The sequence below is a fragment of the Serratia sp. AR11 genome (assembly GCF_056376275.1).
The window spans coordinates 4,069,452-4,087,702 of record NZ_CM150739.1; the positions used below are offsets into that span (position 1 = coordinate 4,069,452).

16 protein-coding genes are annotated in these 18,251 nt (G+C 54.1%); 5 read left to right on the plus strand and 11 right to left on the minus strand.

Translation table 11 applies throughout. From position 1 onward, the window contains the following. Window positions 1-6: 6 nt before the first annotated feature. The 4 genes from ACSOSI_RS19150 to ACSOSI_RS19165 all read right to left on the minus strand — a co-directional run bounded on the left by ACSOSI_RS19150 (window position 7) and on the right by ACSOSI_RS19165 (window position 1,883). On the minus strand, window positions 7-396 hold the full coding sequence (locus ACSOSI_RS19150) for a colicin E1 family microcin immunity protein (protein ID WP_476705957.1): 390 nt from the start codon (window positions 394-396) through the stop codon (window positions 7-9). 17 nt (window positions 397-413) lie between these two features. Then, on the minus strand, window positions 414-773 hold the full coding sequence (locus ACSOSI_RS19155; RefSeq protein WP_476705958.1) for a TonB family protein: 360 nt from the start codon (window positions 771-773) through the stop codon (window positions 414-416). Window positions 774-1,177: 404 nt separating this feature from the next. Beyond that, window positions 1,178-1,525 carry a TonB family protein gene (locus ACSOSI_RS19160; RefSeq protein ID WP_476705959.1) on the minus strand — a complete coding sequence of 116 codons (348 nt, stop codon included), beginning with the start codon at window positions 1,523-1,525 and terminating at the stop codon, window positions 1,178-1,180. A 49-nt stretch (window positions 1,526-1,574) separates the two neighbouring features. Further along, window positions 1,575-1,883, minus strand: coding sequence for a YcgJ family protein (locus ACSOSI_RS19165; protein WP_454889964.1), 309 nt, complete (start codon window positions 1,881-1,883; stop codon window positions 1,575-1,577). Window positions 1,884-2,081: 198 nt separating this feature from the next. Between ACSOSI_RS19165 and rluF the strand changes: the two genes are divergently transcribed. After that, window positions 2,082-2,882 carry a 23S rRNA pseudouridine(2604) synthase RluF gene (rluF, locus tag ACSOSI_RS19170; RefSeq protein ID WP_476705960.1) on the plus strand — a complete coding sequence of 267 codons (801 nt, stop codon included), beginning with the start codon at window positions 2,082-2,084 and terminating at the stop codon, window positions 2,880-2,882. A gap of 22 nt (window positions 2,883-2,904) precedes the next feature. Here rluF and ACSOSI_RS19175 read toward each other — a convergent pair whose 3' ends face one another. Together ACSOSI_RS19175 and ACSOSI_RS19180 are read right to left on the minus strand one after the other, a co-directional pair. Beyond that, complete coding sequence (locus ACSOSI_RS19175; protein ID WP_476705961.1) at window positions 2,905-5,925, minus strand: autotransporter outer membrane beta-barrel domain-containing protein; 3,021 nt, start codon at window positions 5,923-5,925, stop codon at window positions 2,905-2,907. Between the two features lie 218 nt (window positions 5,926-6,143). Continuing rightward, on the minus strand, window positions 6,144-6,458 hold the full coding sequence (locus ACSOSI_RS19180) for a lipoprotein (RefSeq protein ID WP_012146296.1): 315 nt from the start codon (window positions 6,456-6,458) through the stop codon (window positions 6,144-6,146). Between the two features lie 177 nt (window positions 6,459-6,635). Between ACSOSI_RS19180 and ACSOSI_RS19185 the strand changes: the two genes are divergently transcribed. Together ACSOSI_RS19185 and ACSOSI_RS19190 are read left to right on the plus strand one after the other, a co-directional pair. Then, the gene (locus ACSOSI_RS19185) at window positions 6,636-7,268 is read left to right on the plus strand and encodes a response regulator transcription factor (RefSeq protein ID WP_261131447.1); all 633 of its coding nucleotides are present in this window, start codon (window positions 6,636-6,638) and stop codon (window positions 7,266-7,268) included. After that, entirely contained in the window at window positions 7,265-9,049 is a 1,785-nt protein-coding gene (locus ACSOSI_RS19190) for a hybrid sensor histidine kinase/response regulator (protein ID WP_476705962.1), read from the plus strand. Before ACSOSI_RS19185 ends, ACSOSI_RS19190 begins: the two co-directional genes overlap by 4 nt. 76 nt (window positions 9,050-9,125) lie before the next feature. Here ACSOSI_RS19190 and ACSOSI_RS19195 read toward each other — a convergent pair whose 3' ends face one another. Then, entirely contained in the window at window positions 9,126-9,959 is an 834-nt protein-coding gene (locus ACSOSI_RS19195; protein WP_476705963.1) for an enoyl-CoA hydratase/isomerase family protein, read from the minus strand. A 126-nt stretch (window positions 9,960-10,085) separates the two neighbouring features. Between ACSOSI_RS19195 and ACSOSI_RS19200 the strand changes: the two genes are divergently transcribed. Then, a complete protein-coding gene (locus ACSOSI_RS19200; RefSeq protein WP_476705964.1) occupies window positions 10,086-10,460 on the plus strand; it encodes a winged helix-turn-helix transcriptional regulator in 375 nt (124 codons plus the stop codon). A gap of 11 nt (window positions 10,461-10,471) precedes the next feature. On the opposite strand, the gene ACSOSI_RS19205 is transcribed toward ACSOSI_RS19200, so the two are convergent. From ACSOSI_RS19205 to guaB, 3 genes are all read right to left on the minus strand, one after another. Beyond that, window positions 10,472-11,011 carry a GNAT family N-acetyltransferase gene (locus tag ACSOSI_RS19205; protein ID WP_476705965.1) on the minus strand — a complete coding sequence of 180 codons (540 nt, stop codon included), beginning with the start codon at window positions 11,009-11,011 and terminating at the stop codon, window positions 10,472-10,474. Window positions 11,012-11,187: 176 nt separating this feature from the next. Further along, window positions 11,188-12,765: a glutamine-hydrolyzing GMP synthase gene (guaA, locus tag ACSOSI_RS19210; RefSeq protein WP_012146303.1), complete on the minus strand. Its 1,578-nt coding sequence runs from the start codon at window positions 12,763-12,765 to the stop codon at window positions 11,188-11,190. A gap of 101 nt (window positions 12,766-12,866) precedes the next feature. Beyond that, entirely contained in the window at window positions 12,867-14,330 is a 1,464-nt protein-coding gene (guaB, locus tag ACSOSI_RS19215) for an IMP dehydrogenase (protein WP_012146304.1), read from the minus strand. A 170-nt stretch (window positions 14,331-14,500) separates the two neighbouring features. Between guaB and xseA the strand changes: the two genes are divergently transcribed. Next, window positions 14,501-15,877, plus strand: coding sequence for an exodeoxyribonuclease VII large subunit (gene xseA, locus ACSOSI_RS19220; RefSeq protein ID WP_261096588.1), 1,377 nt, complete (start codon window positions 14,501-14,503; stop codon window positions 15,875-15,877). A gap of 6 nt (window positions 15,878-15,883) precedes the next feature. On the opposite strand, the gene ACSOSI_RS19225 is transcribed toward xseA, so the two are convergent. Further along, window positions 15,884-18,250, minus strand: coding sequence for a glycoside hydrolase family 31 protein (locus ACSOSI_RS19225; RefSeq protein ID WP_476705966.1), 2,367 nt, complete (start codon window positions 18,248-18,250; stop codon window positions 15,884-15,886). Window position 18,251 lies beyond the last annotated feature (1 nt).

Genomic DNA, 18,251 nt, shown 5'->3' on the forward strand with positions numbered 1-18,251 from the left:
GGCCGTTTACACGGCCTTTTTATTGTCCATGAACAGGGCAAACAGATAAATGATGCCTATCGGCAATGCCATGACAAAACAGAAGGCATAATACACGACCAGTGCGCCATTTTTACCAATGGTATCGGCGAATAACCCACGGTGCCAAAATGCACTACTTGTGAATCGCAAGGCGAACGTTTCAATGCCTTTTTTGGCATAGGGATACAGCAAGAAACTCAGGATGGCGATGATCAGATAGTGTGTGACATCCACGTTGTCCTGAAAGGAATACAGGTAATAGAGTGCAGTAAAAAAACAGACCACTCCCCAAATCTGACTTTTCCAATAATACTCTTTGGTCATTAGCGCATCCCTGGTCATAAGGTCTTTTTCATTTTTCTTGCTTGTCATCATTCGTGTTTAGCTGGCGACTAGCGAAACGGAATACCATTGCCATAGATCGTGTTGTGCGGTTTGGTGGTGAAATTAAACGTAAACTCCCGGTTCTTCACCGGCTGAACGCTTTCAAAGCGCCATGTCTTCATGGCTGTCAGCACTGATTGGTCAAATACACCGACGGGCTTAGCCTGCAAAATACGCACGTGGCTTACCGTGCCGTTATGCTCTATATCGTACTTCACTTTGACGACGCCATCGGTTTTGTTCAACAGGGCCTGTTCAGGATAAACAGGGGCGGTTTTGCTGATCGCTTTGGGGGTCGGTTCTGCACCCAGCGCCAGCGCAGGCGTCACGCACAGCAATAGGATGGCGGCAAACGTATGTTGTCTCATGTGATGATCCATTGATTAAAAATGATCAGTTTATATAAGGCCGCTCATCAGCGGTCATCATTAAATATAGGACAGATATTAACATGTTGCTTTGCTAACTCAGTACCTCGATGATCACGGTAATCAAGGCCGCTTTGCAGCATGTCTGGTCGGCCGAATGTGGACACCACTGACGTCAACCAACTGAGCAATATATTCCGAACGCCAAGCTGCTTCTTAACAGTCTGGCGCCACCTTACGACCCGGGGAAGATAACCTGACCGATGCACAAAAGCATTCACCCTAATCCCCCTTATCTGCAGTTTAATAACCAAGCCATTCAGGACATCCTGTGCGCGATATATATCGAGGTTACCCCATCGACGTAAAACTCATGAGTGTCATCGATAGCCGTGCAGAGAAAACTAAAATGATTCATCTACTGCTACTGCCGGTCTCTCTTTTTTAAAACGGATATTAACAATGAGATCTTTCGTAGGTTTACCGCTTTCATAACGCCACTTCTGCATTGCCAACCTCATCTCATTGTCAAAAATACCGCTGGGATGAGACTCAAGAATGCGAATGTTCTGGACACGCCCATCTGCATCAACGTCAAATTTAACCCTGGCAAAATCGGTTTGTGGTTCCTGCGGGTCGGTTACTGAATTTGATGGCGTTCGAGCGGTCTTCTCACTGCCAGTTCCAGTGCAAGCCGTCAGTGATAACGAAAAAATCACTAACAACATCACCTTGGCCGTAGATTTTATCATTGCAACTCACTCCTTAAGTTAGCTCGTGCAACTGCCAGGCTCTGGCAGTTTAGTGGCCGAAAAGCAGCTCGGTGTATTTCTTGGAAACGGCGCCGGTGCGTTTACCGCCTTCGCCGTAGTAGCGATCCTCGCGGCACAGTCGCTCTTTGACATCGCAGAAAATGCCATTGGCAAAGGTGAATTCGGTCGGGTCGAACTCACCTTGCGAAGACAGTTTGCTAGCGACTTTCTTGCCGAGATACTTTTCGGTCAATGGGCGGGAAATGCCATCGGTACCATTCGCACAGACATAACGGTCGCACAACACGCCTGATGCCGGTGACTTGAGGGATGAGTTTTGCTTCGCCTGTGCAGGCATCACGGATGCGGCAAGCAGCAGGGTCAGTGAGAACGAAAGTGCTATTTTATTCAATGAGTCAGCCTCGTTTAATGGCAGAGCGCCCGTTATTTGGAGCACTATACTGCCATGAAAAACAGGCCTTTGACGATGTGCAATTTTAAGCAATCTTCGCAATGCCCCCCGGGTAATGTATAGTCCGCGTTTTACGGGGACACCATGCCAACTCAATCATCCATTCGCCTGAATAAATACATTAGCGACAGCGGTATCTGTTCCCGCCGTCAGGCCGATCGCTATATCAAACTGGGTAAGGTTTTTATCAACGATAACCTGGCCGAGGTGGGTGCGCCGGTATTTATTGGGGATGTTGTGAATGTTAACGGGCAACGGATAGAGCCGCGTAATGATGCAGATTTGGTGCTGATCGCGCTGAATAAACCCGTGGGCATCATCACCAGCATGGGTAAACACGTGCCGAACAACATCGGTGATTTCGTTAACCACAGCCAGCGCACCTTCCCCGTCGGCCGCCTGGATAAAGACTCTCAGGGGCTGATTTTTCTGACCAACCGCGGTGAACTGGTCAATAAGATCCTGCGCGCCGGCAACAATCACCAAAAAGAGTACCTGGTCACCGTCGACAAACCGCTGACCGATGAGTTTATTCAGGGCATGGGAGCGGGCGTGCCGATATTGGGCAAGGTGACCCATAAATGCCAGGTGGCGCAGGAAACTGCGCAGGTGTTTCGCATTACGCTGGTGCAGGGGCTTAACCGCCAAATCCGCCGTATGTGTAAATACTTTGGCTATCAAGTCACCAAACTTGAGCGCGTGCGCATTATGAACATCAGTCTGGAAGGGTTAGCACTGGGCGAATGGCGGGACTTGACCGAGGATGAACGAACCGAGTTATTTAATCTGCTTGAGCACTCTTCGTCTGAGGACCCAGACCTGCCACAGAGAGACGAGATACCGCCAGGCAACGATAATCTGTTACCCAACGATACCCCGTTATAACAAAACCGAATTTATCAAGAAATCAGAATGACCATCGGATGTTGGCATTAACGGCATTAACCTGGGTATCGGAACCGTATTGCCCCTGATAGCCGAGATCCAGGCTAGTGGATCGCGACAGCTTCACGCTCACCCCGACGTCCGCCACCATCAGGTTGTCATCAACCGCGGTGCCCTGCGTGGTAAACGCATCGCTGCCGGCAAAGGCCATACGCGAAGAGGTGGTTTTATCGCCGTAGGCATGCTGCCAACCCAGTGAGCCGTAAAGACTGACGTTCTGCGGCAGTTCAACCGTACCGCGCACGCCCAACGTGGAATAGAAGGTATTCATCGTTTCATTACGCACGCTAAGCGCTGCGGCACCGCCACTTTCCTCGAAGTTATCCGTATGCAGACGGATGTAGCTCAGATTGACGAATGGCTCAAGGTTCGCGTCCGACGGCCCAAAACGGTAGCCCGCTTCGGTGAACGCCAGCAGCGAGTCGGCATCATAGTCTGCCTTAAGCCGATCCGAGTAATTACCGAAGTTAACGTTGCGCTCATTTTCCAGCCGGTGCCAGGTGTAACCCAACGCGCCACGTAACGAGAAAGCGCCTTGCTGCCCTGCGGCATACAGACCGAGGTGATAATTATCGCTGTCGGACTTGGAGCTGCGGCTATCGATATCATAATCACCGCGGCTATAACCAAAATATCCACCAACGCGAACACTGCTATCCGCTAATTTATGGTCTGCCCCCAGCAGGAAACCGCTGGTGTTGCCATCGAGTTTTCCAACGTTGTCGTTACCGCTGTTTCTTGCCCATGAGCCAAACGTCTGCCCCCACACGCCACTGTTTTCGGCCTGCGCCGGTTGAACCAGCGTCATCGCCAATGGCGGAATGGGCAACGTATCGTTATCAAAAGCGCGCAACATGCGCTGATTGAGCACATTGAACAGCATGGTGCTGCCGGCAATCAGGTTAGATTGCATGGAGGGATAGACCTCACCAGAAAGTTGATTGAATGCCTCACGAGCTTCGGGTGCACTCAATAACAACAGTGAGTTGTACAGGGCCAATGAAGGGCCACCTTGCGCCAGAGTCGAGAGCGCACCCGCGGTATTCCATTGGTTGTCGGTTTGTGCCACCGTCTGGAAAATACCTGGCTTGCCGCTGCCTTCTCCCGGCCCCTCACCGCCTGGGTTTTCCCCCCCCGGATTCTCGCCGCCAGGGTTTTCGCCTCCCGGATTTTCACCGCCTGGGTTCTCGCCGCCTGGGTTCTCACCCCCCGGATTTTCACCGCCGCCTTTCTGCGCAATCGTCAAATCCACGGCGTTAGCCTCGTGTTTGAGCGCAACATCCAGGAACGCAGATTTTGAGACCGCTTCGGCGAACTGCCCGTCAATTCCCCCTTCCGAGGTTAAAATACGATAGCTTTGGCCGGTCTGATAGCTGGTTTGCGGGTCCAGCGCAGTCACCTGCACCTTCGCTTGATCGCTGATAGTGGTTTTCCCCGTAACCAGCAGTTTGTCACTACTGCCATCACCGGCGATATCAACGTCGTAGAAAGATTCACCAATGAAGTTCAGATAGCGTTTCAGCGTCAGAGTGCCAATATTCCCGTCGCCAGGGGAAATGTGACCACCGGACTGAATTTCTGTCTGACCTAAAGTGCCATTGCCGCCCAGCGTGCCGCCGGATTTAATTGACGCAGCACTGCTGTAACCCAGACCATTGCTGACGTCAGAACCGGCTGTTGCATTAAGAATCAACGTACCGCCATTCTCGGCACTCAGGGTCTGCACGTCGAAAGGACTGTCTTCTGGCTGCGTATTGATATCGCTGTTAATGATGATTTTACCGCCACGGGCGGTTACGTTCGCCTTAAGCTGGGTAAGATCCCCGCTCAGCGTCGTCTGCCCGGCGGTGTTGATCACCTCACCTTCGCCAACCATCTTATTGCGGAAATCATAGTTGTCGGAGGTATGGTTAAAGTACACATAGCTGCCGAACAACCCACCGCGCAGATTGACCACCGTTTGGGCATCGAGCGTACCCGCGCCGCCCGCCGCACCGAGCGTGGGTTCGGTCAGGCCGGTGCCGGTATCCATATTGCCGCGGCTGCCGATGATTAGCGCGCCCCTGTTCGAACCGGAACCGGTATCGCCCAACCGCAGCTCGTTAGCCCCGGCGGAGAATGTTCCGCCGTCCACCACCGACAGCACGCCGTTGCCATAATCTCCCACGTTGACGCTGCCGGCACTGGTAAAGCGCGAGCCTTCACCAGCGATATAAAGCTCGGCAGTTTTGCGCGAGCCAGAAACGCCGGCAATTTCCGCGCTGCCGACGTTAACCACGCCGCCATTGAGCACGTCCACATCGCCGTTGGCCGTGAGCGTTTGGCTGATGTTCCACTGCGAGTTTTTACCCGTCACCGTGGCTTTGGGGTTCAGCTTGTCGGCCTCATCAGGCTTGAATCCGCTGTCTATTCTGGCGGCGGCCGTGGTTGTCACCACCCCGCCATCTTCAATCAGCAGGGTGGAACGCGCGCCCTGTCCGAAACCGATGCCAAGCCTGTCGCTGGTAACTTTGGAACCGGCACCTTTAACATTCAAATGGCTGTCGTAACCCCCGGTAGTGCCGACGATAATTTCTTTCGCACTGGCCAGCCCGCCATCTTCAACCCGCAATGTCCCCTGGCCGAGGTTTAAACTGCCACGCAGAACATTTTGATCGTTTACGGCACTCAATACCGCATTAGGTCCTCTGACCGTGACCAGGCTTTCATAAATTTTGCCGTCTGAGCGGGTGCCGATATTGATGTTATAGCCGCCGACCTGGCCATTATCTATCAACAGGTTTCCACTTTGATTGCGACCGACGTAAACATTCCCGCTGTAGGCTAACGGTTCTGTCACTTTGGATTCACCATCGAATATGACATCGTCGGCCCGAGCCATATCGGCAGACCCCATCAATAGCAATGGCGCGGAGAAAAGTGCGAGGTAAATTTTGGAAAGCGGTTTTCTTACCGCTAAATGATGCGATATTTTATCTTTCATGTTTTCTCTCCGGCCTAATTAACTTAGAGCCATCAAAATTATTATTTATATGAAAAATTCAATGTATTAGAGGGTGTAGAGTGCGTAATGCCGCAAACACAAACTGATTGCCATCGAGACGCAAGCTTATTGCCCCCCAGCGCTAACGCCTCGATGCCAAACTTATTGGGCTTGCGGGTCAATACTGATTTTTCCCCACGGCTCACGCCCACAGGAGATTATTTATGCGTGACAACCGGGGTACAGCTCGGGGCGGTCAGCGATGGCGCAGATCCTAAAAACCCTGGCATCATCATCGAAGAGCAGTCGAAAATTCGCCCTTTTTCAGTGGTGGCGCGGTAAGTGAGTTTTTGTCCACCGAGTGCGTCGGGCTGGGCGCCGTTAACATTGGTCACGGTAATTTCGTCTGATGAGCCCAGACCCAGCATTTTAGCCGTTTCCGCCTGCAGCAAAGGTATTGCCTGATCGGTTTTCAACGTTGAACAACCGGCGACCAGTAAAGTAACGGCCAGAGCGATAAATGGTTTCTTCATAAATTATCCTTTTCAACCAAACAGATCCAAACGCTGAATGGCTCTATGTTTTATCTTATCCAAATCCCCGCATAATATATTTCTCTTTCCTAAACGAAAAAACCCTCCTAAAGTAGGGAGGGTGGATAATAAGAGATTACCGGAACCATCCGATACGTTTATACGAAGGAGCTAGCTTTGGGACAGGAGTATGCACTGGTCGTTGATGACCATCCTTTGGTGGCAAGTGGCATCGCCAATTTTCTTAATACGCATTGTCGATTTAAACATGTCCACATGGCGACCAACGAAGATCATTGCTATCGCCACATTATGCTAAATGGCCCTCCTCGTTTAATGGTTATAGATTTTTGGCTATCCAATGGCACGGCGCTTAAATTCCTCAAAGAGATGAATGAACGTTATTCACAAATTCGCTTATTGGTGGTCAGTGGCGACGACAACAATGAAATATGGCAAAAGGTTCGAGCAGCCGGTGGTCACGGTTTCGTGCTTAAAAATGAATCTCCTGAATTATTCGCCAAAGCCGTAGCCACACTCACAGACAATCGACTATGGTTTCCTCAGGATAATGCGACGGGTGTAACGCCCGTCCAAAACCATTTGCAACATTTAAATCTAACGCCGCGACAGGTTGAAGTGCTTGCCATGATGTTGCGTGGTTTTCCTAATAAAAGAATAGCCTCGCAACTTTCAATTTCAGAACCCACAGTTAAAGAGCACATCAGTAATATTCTGAAAAAAATAGGGGTGAATAGTCGGGTAGAGGCGATCACCCTGCTCCACGGCAGATCGGGGCCATTACAATGAAGTTACTTCAATCTTTACAAGATGATGGTATTTCTCCCCGTGCGCAAATCCGTCTGCTGGACAATACATTTATACGCCTGGTATTTAGCTTCAGCGCAGTGCCCTTTGTTGGTATTCCTTTCGCTATTTGGATTTATTTACTGGGTGAAAACCTATGGCCGATTACCCTCTGGATAGTTTTATATTTGTTCTGCGCCGTCGCCATCAGGTTATGGCATCGCAGCTATAAGAAAGAAACAATAAAAAAAGATGCGGACGTTATTCTTCGCCGCTGGCTACCCCATATCAATAAAGTTGCCTTCGTTCATGGGCTGGGTATTTCTTCGTTATATATAATCACGCCACAAATAAACAATTTTGACTTTTTCTTATTATTGAACATCAGTATCGCGGCTATCGTTGCGGCCAACGCAACACATTTAACGCCAATAATTAGCACCTTTACCCTGTTTTTCTTTTCCTGCTGGAGCATACTGAATATTGGCATCATCTGGCGATTAAACGATGTCATGCTTATTGTGCTGATGCTTAACCTGCTTTATGGGTTCGCCATCTACCGCCACGCATTAAGCTCCCATAAATTCTTTATCCAGCAAGCCCGCCTCGAAGAGGAAAGCTCCCGTCTTGCGGAGCAATTCAGGCAGGCCAAAGAGGAAGCAGAGCAGGCGTTATTGGATAAAAACCAATTTCTTACTACCGCCAGTCATGATTTGCGTCAACCGGTGCACGCCATGGGTTTTTTGATCGAAGCCATTATCCATAAAAACCGCGATGTCACGCTCATCCCCCAGCTATTGGATCTGCAGCAAAGCGTAAGATCCGTGCATCTTATGTTTAATTCCTTACTCGATCTCAGCAAGATTGAATCCGGCAACGTCAGCACGGCAACGACCCATGTGGACATTGGAATGCTGCTCGACTCGGTGATGACCCTGTTTCGCGAAGAGGCGAACAGCCGGGCATTATCATTACGGGCATGGCGGCCCAAGCGCCGAATTTATGTGATGGGCGATCAGCTACTCATCAGGCAATCACTGATTAACCTGATACAAAATGCACTGCGTTATACGCAAAAAGGAGGCGTGCTGATAGCCATCCGCCCTCAGGGAGCAGAATGCTTAATTGAAGTTTGGGACACCGGCGTTGGCATCGCCGACGAAGAGAAAGGCAAAGTTTTTTCCCCCTATTATCGCCCTGAGCTGGCGTGGAAAATCGATAGTGCCGGCCATGGATTAGGGCTGGCGGTAGTGGCACGCTGCGCCAAACTGATGAAGGTGAAATACGGCATGCAATCCGTTGAAGGCAAGGGTTCCCGTTTCTGGATGCGCTTTGCCCTTTACAACGGCGAATGCGAGCTACCAGAAAGCGCAAACAGTTACTCAAATAGCCTCACTCCCATCCGCTATGCGCCGCTGTACGGTTCCTGCCTTGTGGTGGACGATGACCCACTGGTGACTTCCGCCTGGTCGAGTTTGATGAGCACCTGGGGCCTCACCGTACGCTGTGCGGCCTGTGCAGAGGAGGCATTTGCGATTATCGATGAAGGCTTCAGCCCTTTTGCCGTGCTGTGCGATCAACGGCTCCGCTCTGGCGAGAGCGGGTTCGATATATTGAAAGCGCTGTTTGAACGCCTGCCGGATACCAGCGGTGCCATGGTCAGCGGGGAATTTAACTCACCCACTTTGCAAGAGGCCGAGCAGGAAGGTTATCTGGTACTGCGAAAACCGCTGGAACCCGCGAAACTCTATGCATTGCTGTCGCAATGGGCAGCCGCCAGTTAGCCGGTCGGCTTTATACCGGTGAACCCATGCCGGAATTCCGTTTCCGCATGGGTCCGATTTCAGGAGTGGCATTCCTTTAGATCTCGAGGCCGCGCAGCAGGCCCTCAAGGTTGCGCTCGCCAATCCGGGTTTGAGCACCTGCCTTCAATCCGCCCCGAATGAGTTTTTCTGCTGCGGGCCGTGCGAACAGCCCTGCCCAGGCATCGTGCTCACGATAAAAGCCTTCCCGCAGATCTGGTGCAGGCATCGCCTGTTTGGCAGCAGCAATAACGCCCTCGGGCAATGCCGCGATGTTGCGAGCCAACCGATCGACGAAATCATCGAGTTCGGCAGCAGGTAATGCACGATTGATCCATCCGTAACGTTCCGCCGTAGCGGCGTCGATCAGCTCGGCACCCAGGATCACTTCAAGCGCACGACCGCGCGTCATCCGGCTGGTCAGATACTGGGTAGCGCCACCGCCGGGCGTGATGCCCATCAAGGCCTCACACTGGGCAAGCCCCGCCAACCCCTCGGCGGCAAACGCCATGTCGGCCGCCGCAACAAACTCGGCACCACCGCCGCGTGCCAGCCCGGCAAGCTTGACGATCGTGACCTGCGGCTGCTCCCGCAGAAGCTCGCCGAATGCCTGGAACGGATTAAGGCCTTCTGGAGCATGGCGTGCAAGCTCATCGAAAGCGTGCGGCTCATCGATTAAGGTCATGTCGACATGAGCAATAAAAAACTCGGGATTTGCGCTCTGGAATACCAACACTCGCGTGTCCGGATCGTCACGAACAGCAACAAGAAAGCGGCTGATCTCCGACATCAAAGACACATCAAGCACGTTGACCGGAGGATTGTCGATCGTGATCGTCGATACACTATGGTCATGGGAAATACTCAGCCTGCCGAAATCTGTATCTGTCATGTCAATTTCCTGGGTGGTGGGGAATAAAGTGGCAGCGGGTTTGGGTGCTGTTCACCGCATGGTATACTTCGCATACCTAGGGTCAATTACGCACTTTAAACATCCCAGGGATGCTGGAGAATACCTATGAACGAGACAGATCCTATCTACCGGGCCGACTGCCCAAGCCGAATCATTCTCGACCAGATCGCAGATAAATGGTCGATGATGGTGCTGGAAGTGCTTCGCGAGCCACGGCGTTTCAACGCGATTAAGCGCCGCCTTGGCGGCGTCACTCAGCGCGTACTGACTCAGACACTGCGTAAACTTGAGCGCAACGGCATGGTGAAACGCAGGGTTCTGGATGGGCGGGTACTGGGCGTCGAGTATTCACTGACCCCACTCGGCCAATCATTACAGGAGCCGTTTGCAATCCTGTTTAATTGGACGCTGGGGAATATGGAGACGATTCAGGACTGCCAGAAAAAATATGATGAGCAAAGCCAACAGGATGAAAATTGAGGTTGGCAACCTCAATTCCCTGCGCGATTAATGGCCGCGTACATCCAATAATCTCGGGCCTGCCCGCGCACGCGGCGGTATTGCCTGATTAAACCTTCGCGCTGCATGCCCACTCGCTCCAGGACGGCAATGGACAATATATTGCTATCAAGAACCGTAGCCTGAACACGCTGAAGGCCCAGAACGGTGTGCGCCCAATGAATAACGGCACTCGCCGCCTCAGTCGCCAAGCCACGGCCACAGTGGCTCGGGTCAAGATCGTAGGCAATTTCCGCCCGGCCATGATCGCGGGATATTTCGTTCAACCCAACCGTACCGAGCAAACCGTCACTCTGATCCACAATGGCCCAACGAAGAGAGTCTTTGCCTTCGGCATAGTCAGCAATCAACTTTTCGAGGTTGGTCGGGCCGACATCCCCCCAACTGGTATGTTCAATCACGCCAGATTTACTCAAATACGCCGACCACGCATCAACATCGTCTAATCTCAGCGGCCTTAATGACGCGTAAAGCTCTTCAGGTAACGGTATTCGTGTTGGCAATGTCGTCATCGAATCTCCTTCAAACCAGTCACTGATGCAAAGATATAAAGTACTGTGGTTTAGATGCGTTGTGAACCTACGCCAGGTAATTCCATAAAATTCTTTTACTTCATAAAAAATCCCGCAGTTACGCGGGATTAGATGTGATGGCTGTTATTTAGTGCCGGCCTAGACCGGCCACTAAATCATTCCCACTCAATGGTAGCCGGTGGCTTGCCGCTGATGTCATAAACTACGCGGGAAATACCGTTCACTTCGTTGATGATGCGGTTGGATACGCGGCCGAGGAAATCATACGGCAGGTGCGCCCAATGCGCGGTCATAAAGTCGATGGTTTCCACTGCGCGCAGTGAAACAACCCAGTCGTATTTACGGCCATCGCCCATCACGCCAACGGAACGTACCGGCAGGAACACGGTGAATGCTTGGCTGACCTTGTTGTACAGATCGGCCTTGTGCAGTTCTTCAATGAAGATGGCATCGGCGCGGCGCAGCAGGTCGCAATACTCTTTCTTCACTTCGCCCAGCACGCGCACACCCAGACCTGGCCCCGGGAACGGGTGGCGGAACAGCATGTCGTACGGCAGGCCCAGTTCCAGGCCAATTTTACGCACTTCGTCTTTGAACAGCTCTTTCAGCGGCTCGACCAGGCCCAGCTTCATCTCTTTCGGCAGGCCACCCACGTTGTGGTGCGACTTGATCACGTGCGCTTTGCCGGTGGCAGAAGCGGCGGATTCGATCACGTCCGGGTAGATGGTGCCCTGCGCCAGCCATTTAACTTCAGATTGCTTGCAGGCTTCTTCGTCGAACAGCTCAACGAACACGCGACCAATGATTTTGCGCTTGGCTTCCGGCTCGTCAACACCGGCCAGGGCGCTCAGGAAGCGATCTTCTGCCGCCACGTGAACGATGTTCAGGCCGAAGTGGTCACCAAACATTTCCAGAACCTGTTCGGCTTCGTTCAGGCGCAGCAGGCCGTTGTCGACAAACACGCAGGTCAGGCGTTTACCGATGGCACGGTGCAGCAACATGGCGGTAACGGAAGAATCCACGCCGCCGGACAGGCCGAGGATTACGTGATCTTCACCTACCTGCTGACGAATACGTTCTACCGCATCTTCAATGATGGTCGCCGGGGTCCACAGGGCTTCACACTGGCAGATATCCAGCACGAAACGCTCCAGCATACGCTGGCCCTGACGGGTGTGGGTTACTTCCGGGTGGAACTGCACGCCGTAGAAGCGTTTTTCTTCGTTGGCCATAATGGCAAACGGGCAGGTATCGGTGCTGGCAACGGTCACGAAGTCAGCCGGGATAGCGGTCACTTTGTCGCCGTGGCTCATCCACACGTCCAGCAGCGGTTTGCCGGCCGGGCTCAGGGCGTCTTCGATGTCGCGCACCAATGCGCTTTCGGTGGTGATTTCCACCTGGGCATAACCGAACTCACGCTCGTTGGAACCTTCTACCTGGCCACCCAACTGCATCGCCATGGTCTGCATGCCGTAGCATACGCCCAGCACCGGGACACCGGCGGTGAACACGTATTCTGGCGCGCGCGGGCTGTTGGCTTCGGTGGTGCTTTCCGGGCCGCCGGACAGGATGATGCCGCTTGGATTGAATTCGCGGATTTGCTCTTCGCTAACGTCCCAGGCCCACAGCTCACAGTAAACGCCGATTTCGCGCACGCGGCGTGCTACCAGTTGAGTGTATTGCGAACCAAAGTCCAGAATCAGGATGCGATGCTTATGGATATTTTTTGTCATGTGAGGCGAATTCCAGCAACAGAGAAAAAGAGCGAAAATAGTGTTTTCGGGGTGAAGCGTTACGCCCCACCCCGGCTTCTCCCGCAGGAGAAGTTAAAGCATTAACCCATGCGGTAGTTCGGTGACTCTTTGGTGATGGTCACATCGTGCACGTGGCTTTCCTGAATGCCGGCGCCGCTGATGCGCACAAATTCAGCCTTGGTGCGCAGCTCGTCGATGGTGCCGCAGCCGGTCAGGCCCATGCAAGAGCGCAGACCGCCCATTTGCTGGTGAACAATGGCTTTCAGCATGCCTTTGTAAGCCACGCGGCCTTCGATACCTTCCGGCACCAGTTTGTCGGCGGCGTTATCGGTCTGGAAGTAACGGTCGGAAGAGCCTTTGGACATCGCGCCCAGTGAACCCATACCGCGATAGGATTTGAACGAACGGCCCTGATACAGCTCGATTTCGCCCGGAGATTCTTCGGTACCCGCCAGCATGGAGCCGACCATCACACAGGATGCACCAGCCGCGATGGCTTTGGCGATGTCACCGGAGAAACGGATGCCGCCGTCGGCGATAACCGGAATACCGGTGCCTTCCAGCGCTTCAACCGCGTCGGCGATAGCGGTGATCTGCGGTACGCCAACGCCGGTAACGATACGAGTGGTACAGATGGAGCCAGGGCCGATACCCACTTTCACCGCGCTAACACCGGCATCAGCCAGCGCTTTGGCGCCTGAAGCGGTCGCGACGTTGCCGCCAACGATCTGCAGATCCGGGTATTTGGCGCGGGTTTCACGAATGCGCTGTAATACGCCTTCGGAATGGCCGTGGGAGGAGTCAATCAGCAGGACGTCAACGCCGGCAGCGACCAGCGCATCAACGCGCTCTTCGTTACCTGCACCGGCGCCAACCGCAGCACCAACGCGCAGACGGCCATGCTCGTCTTTACAGGCGTTTGGCTTGCGTTCCGCTTTTTGGAAGTCTTTGACGGTGATCATGCCCAGCAGATGGAACTGGTCGTCTACCACCAGCGCTTTCTCAACGCGTTTTTCGTGCATTTTCTGCAGCACGACTTCACGCGCTTCACCTTCTTTCACCGTAACCAGGCGCTCTTTCGGCGTCATCACGGCGGTAACAGGCTGGTTCAGATCGGTGACGAAGCGTACGTCACGGCCGGTAATGATGCCGACCAGTTCGTTTTCTTCGGTCACTACCGGGTAACCGGCAAAGCCGTTACGCGCCGTCAGTTCTTTCACTTCTTTCAGGGTGGTGGTCGGAGTCACGGCCTGTGGATCGGTGACCACGCCGCTTTCATGTTTTTTCACGCGGCGGACTTCTTCAGCCTGACGCTCGATGGACATGTTTTTGTGGATGAAGCCTAAACCGCCTTCCTGCGCCAGCGCGATAGCCAGATTGGCTTCGGTAACGGTGTCCATGGCTGCGGACAGCATAGGGATATTCAGGTGGATGGTTTTGGTCAATTGGGTGCCGAGCTCAGCGGTATTAGGCAGAACCGTAGAGTGAGCTGGAACCAGGAGAACGTCGTCGAATGTCAGTGCTTCTTTTGCGATGCGTAGCATGGGCAATATCTCACCAGAGTGGGCTGTGAAAAAGATAAAATATTGCCGCGGCATTATACAGAGCGTAATCGGTTGCCTCCAGTACTTTCGCACAAAAACTCTTGATTACCTTTTTCAGCCATGTAGTATCGACCAATTAAGTGCTTGTTTTGAAATTTGATCTGGGTCACATGTCGCTACCTGTTTCGCCGTCTATTTTTACCGTAAGCCGCCTGAATCAGACGGTTCGACAGCTGCTGGAAATGGAAATGGGCCAGATTTGGCTCTCCGCAGAGATTTCCAACTTCTCTCAACCCTCTTCCGGCCACTGGTATTTCACGCTGAAAGACGATCGTGCGCAGGTGCGTTGCGCGATGTTCCGCAACACTAACCGCCGCACCACTTTCCGTCCGCAGAATGGTCAACAGGTCCTGGTTCGTGCCAGCATTACGCTGTATGAACCGCGCGGCGACTACCAACTGATTGCCGAAAGCATGCAGCCTGCCGGTGACGGCCTGTTGCAACAGCAGTTCGACCAGTTGAAACAGCGCCTGAGCGCCGAAGGCCTGTTCGACCAACAGTTCAAGCAACCCTTGCCCAGCCCGGCCAAACGCGTCGGGGTCATTACCTCCGCCAGCGGTGCGGCGCTGCACGATGTGTTGCAGGTGCTGCAACGGCGTGATCCTTCACTGCCTATCATTATTTACCCTACTTCGGTGCAGGGCGCAGAAGCGCCATTGCAGATTGTGCGTGCCATCGAAACGGCTAACCGCCGCGACGAGTGTGACGTGCTGATCGTCGGCCGTGGTGGCGGTTCGCTGGAAGATCTGTGGAGTTTTAATGACGAACGCGTGGCGCGGGCAATTTTCGCCAGCCGCATTCCGATCGTCAGCGCCGTCGGCCATGAAACCGACGTCACCATTGCCGATTTTGTCGCTGATTTGCGTGCGCCAACCCCTTCAGCCGCCGCCGAACTGGTCAGCCGCAATCAGCTGGAGCTGCTGCGCCAGTTGCAGTCCCAGCAGCAGCGGATGGAAATGGCGATGGATTACTACCTGGCACAGCGCCAGCAGCAGTTCACCCGTATCAACCACCGTTTGCAGCAACAGCATCCGCACCTGCGCCTGGCGCGTCAGCAGACGCTGTTGTTCAAACTGCAGCGTCGATTGGAAGATGGCATGCAGAACCAGCTGCGGGTCTCTTCACGCCGCAGCGAACGGGCGCAACAGCGCTTGGCGCAGATGCAGCCACAGGCACGCATTCATCGCTATCAGCAACGCGTGCAGCAGCAGGAATACCGTTTGCAGCAGGCACTGGAGCGGCAGCTTAACGCCTGGCGTCAGCGCTTTGGCGTGGCCTGCAGCCAGCTTGAGGCGGTCAGCCCGCTGGCAACGCTGGCGCGTGGCTACAGCGTGACGCAAACGCCACGCGGCGAACTGCTGAAAACCACCAAACAGGCACAGGTGGGTGAATTGCTGAAAACCCGTCTGCAGGATGGCTGGGTGGAAAGTGAGGTGAAAACCATTACCCTGGCCAAAAAGCCGCGCAAAAAGCGCGCGGCTGAATAATTCCGCTTATTCCAGCGTAAAACTGTTGCCGGGCGCGCCGTTGATCCACAACTCACGCGTTTCTCCGGCAGGCAAGCTGAAGGTGATGGTTCGCCATGCCGGTTTAAAGCGGCCCTCGGTGGTGATGTTCAGCATGATGCGCTGATTGTCACTGAGCATCTCCCAGCGCAGCCACAGCGCGTCGCCCTGCTGCCAGCCATAACTCTCGCCGTCGTCTTCAAATAACAGCCCAGAAGCGCTGCCACAGCCTTTTAGCGGGTACAACTTAAGCTCACGTCGATCGTCCGCCGTTACGTCAACATGCGCCAGGCGGGATGACAACGGCAATGCCGCACCGGCACGCACCAGCAGCGGCAAGCGCTCCAGCGGGGCTTTCAGCATCACCGTCTGGCCGCCACTGAACCACTGGCCGCTGTAGAAGCAATACCAACCATCGCCGTTATCCGGCAGATACACCGGCCGCTGGCGTTGCCCCTGCTCCACTACGCTGGCCACCAGCAGATCGCGACCAATCATAAAATCATCGGTTTCTTTCAGGGTCTGCTCGTCATGCTCATGGTCGAGGAAGGTCGGGCGCAGCATCGGCTCGTCGTCGGCATTGGCCTGCCACAGCAGGGTGTAAAAATACGGCATCAGCCGGTAACGCAGGTTAATCGCCTCGCGTACCGCCGGGGTAGCGGCCGGATACATCCAGGGTTCATTCACCGTGGCGTCATCGTTCCAGGAGTGAATGGTGAAACGCGGATGCATCACGCCGTTTTGCACCCAGCGCACCAGGAGTTCAGCGTCCGGCTTGTCACCGGAGAAACCGCCGACGTCGTGCCCCAGGTTATACAGGCCAGACAGGCTCATGCCCAACCCCATACGGATGTTGTAACGCAAAGTCTGCCAGTTGGTGCGGTTGTCGCCGCTCCAGGTCTGCACATAGCGCTGCATACCGGCGCAACCTGAACGCGAGATCAGGTAAGGCCGCAGCTCGGGAGCAAAGCGTTGCTGAGCCTCCATTGAAGCGCGCATCATCAGTAACGGCATCACCGGGCGAATGTGCTTGATGGCGATAGGCGTGCCAAAACCGTGGCAACGCGCCTCTCCGTCCCACACTTCGTATTCGTTATTGTCATTCCAGGTGGAATCAATGCCCATCTCCAGCAGCTGCTGCGTCACGCCCTGTTGCCACCATTGCACCGCCGCCGGATTGGTGAAGTCGAGGTGCGAGCCTTCGTCGTCCCAAAAGCTGGAGCGCTCCGGCCGGTCACTTTCGGAATCCCGGATAAACAACCCCTGCTCCGCCGCCTGCTGATACTGCGGATGATCCTGCAACAGGCACGGCTTGATGTTGGCCGCCAACTTTAACCCGGCGTCGTGAAATGCCTGGCTCAACTGCTTGGGCTGCGGCACCTTGTCGTAGTTCCAGTTGAATACATAGCGCTTGTTGCCGATCGAGGTATAACCCGACGACAGTTGGAACGAGTCGCAGGGAATATCATGCTGGCGACAGAGCTGAATAAACTGCTGTAGCTGCTGCTGGGCGTCCGGCGCATCGGTGTAATGCATGGTGGAACCGCTGTAGCCCAGGCTCCATTTCGGGCCGAAGTGAGTCTTGCCGGTCAGGCGTACAAACGCCTTGGTCACGTCCAGCACTTTGGGGCCGAGGAACAGGTAATAATCCAGATCTCCCGCTTCGGCCTGATAGCGGCGATAGGCCAGATGGTAGTTATCGATCTCATTGCCCAGATCCAGCCAGCAACTGCTCAGGTTGTCGTAAAACAGCCCGAAACTGGCCTCTTCCCCACGGGTGATGGTGAAAGGAATGTGCTTGTACAGCGGATCGGTGCTGGCGGCGTTGTAACCCATCGCGTCCAGGTTGCGCATTTCAAAGCGGCGACCGCTGCGCTCCAAATCACCGGCCTTCTCACCCAGGCCATAGTACCGCTCGGCGGCCTGACGGCGCTGGTAGTGGGCCACGCCGTCACCGTGCGGGTTCAGCAGGTAAGCGCTGGTTGGCCGATCGGCGGCCAGAGGACGCCATTCACCCGCGGCGTTGCAGTGCTCCCACTCCAGCCACAGCGGCTGATGCACGGTCACGCGCAGTGCAGACGTCGTCACCACCAGCCGATCCTCATGTTGCTGCAACTGATAACCCGGCAGGCCGAAGCCGGCCACGCTCAAGCGATCACGCCCTTCCCAGGGCACATCAGTCTGCGGCGCAATGCTCCAGGTGCGATCCAGCGCCAACTCGCCATTGCGTTTAATCAACACGCGGAACAGGCTGTTTTCCAGCACGTAAAGACAGAATAGGTGACGTTCATCGACCAACAGCTCAATGCGATCGGCAGACTGACCGGCCAACGTCCAATTTTTTAAGGTTTTCATA

Bases quoted from the DNA above. Each gene is read 5' to 3' on its own strand.
- ACSOSI_RS19225 (WP_476705966.1), bottom strand. From the start codon at position 18,250: ATGAAAACCTTAAAAAATTGGACGTTGGCCGGTCAGTCTGCCGATCGC.
- guaB (WP_012146304.1), bottom strand. From the start codon at position 14,330: ATGCTACGCATCGCAAAAGAAGCACTGACATTCGACGACGTTCTCCTG.
- ACSOSI_RS19195 (WP_476705963.1), bottom strand. From the start codon at position 9,959: ATGACAGATACAGATTTCGGCAGGCTGAGTATTTCCCATGACCATAGT.
- guaA (WP_012146303.1), bottom strand. From the start codon at position 12,765: ATGACAAAAAATATCCATAAGCATCGCATCCTGATTCTGGACTTTGGT.
- ACSOSI_RS19205 (WP_476705965.1), bottom strand. From the start codon at position 11,011: ATGACGACATTGCCAACACGAATACCGTTACCTGAAGAGCTTTACGCG.
- ACSOSI_RS19190 (WP_476705962.1), top strand. From the start codon at position 7,265: ATGAAGTTACTTCAATCTTTACAAGATGATGGTATTTCTCCCCGTGCG.
- ACSOSI_RS19165 (WP_454889964.1), bottom strand. From the start codon at position 1,883: ATGCCTGCACAGGCGAAGCAAAACTCATCCCTCAAGTCACCGGCATCA.
- xseA (WP_261096588.1), top strand. From the start codon at position 14,501: ATGTCGCTACCTGTTTCGCCGTCTATTTTTACCGTAAGCCGCCTGAAT.
- ACSOSI_RS19175 (WP_476705961.1), bottom strand. From the start codon at position 5,925: ATGAAAGATAAAATATCGCATCATTTAGCGGTAAGAAAACCGCTTTCC.
- ACSOSI_RS19150 (WP_476705957.1), bottom strand. From the start codon at position 396: ATGATGACAAGCAAGAAAAATGAAAAAGACCTTATGACCAGGGATGCG.
- ACSOSI_RS19155 (WP_476705958.1), bottom strand. From the start codon at position 773: ATGAGACAACATACGTTTGCCGCCATCCTATTGCTGTGCGTGACGCCT.
- ACSOSI_RS19180 (WP_012146296.1), bottom strand. From the start codon at position 6,458: ATGAAGAAACCATTTATCGCTCTGGCCGTTACTTTACTGGTCGCCGGT.
- ACSOSI_RS19160 (WP_476705959.1), bottom strand. From the start codon at position 1,525: ATGATAAAATCTACGGCCAAGGTGATGTTGTTAGTGATTTTTTCGTTA.
- rluF (WP_476705960.1), top strand. From the start codon at position 2,082: ATGCCAACTCAATCATCCATTCGCCTGAATAAATACATTAGCGACAGC.
- ACSOSI_RS19200 (WP_476705964.1), top strand. From the start codon at position 10,086: ATGAACGAGACAGATCCTATCTACCGGGCCGACTGCCCAAGCCGAATC.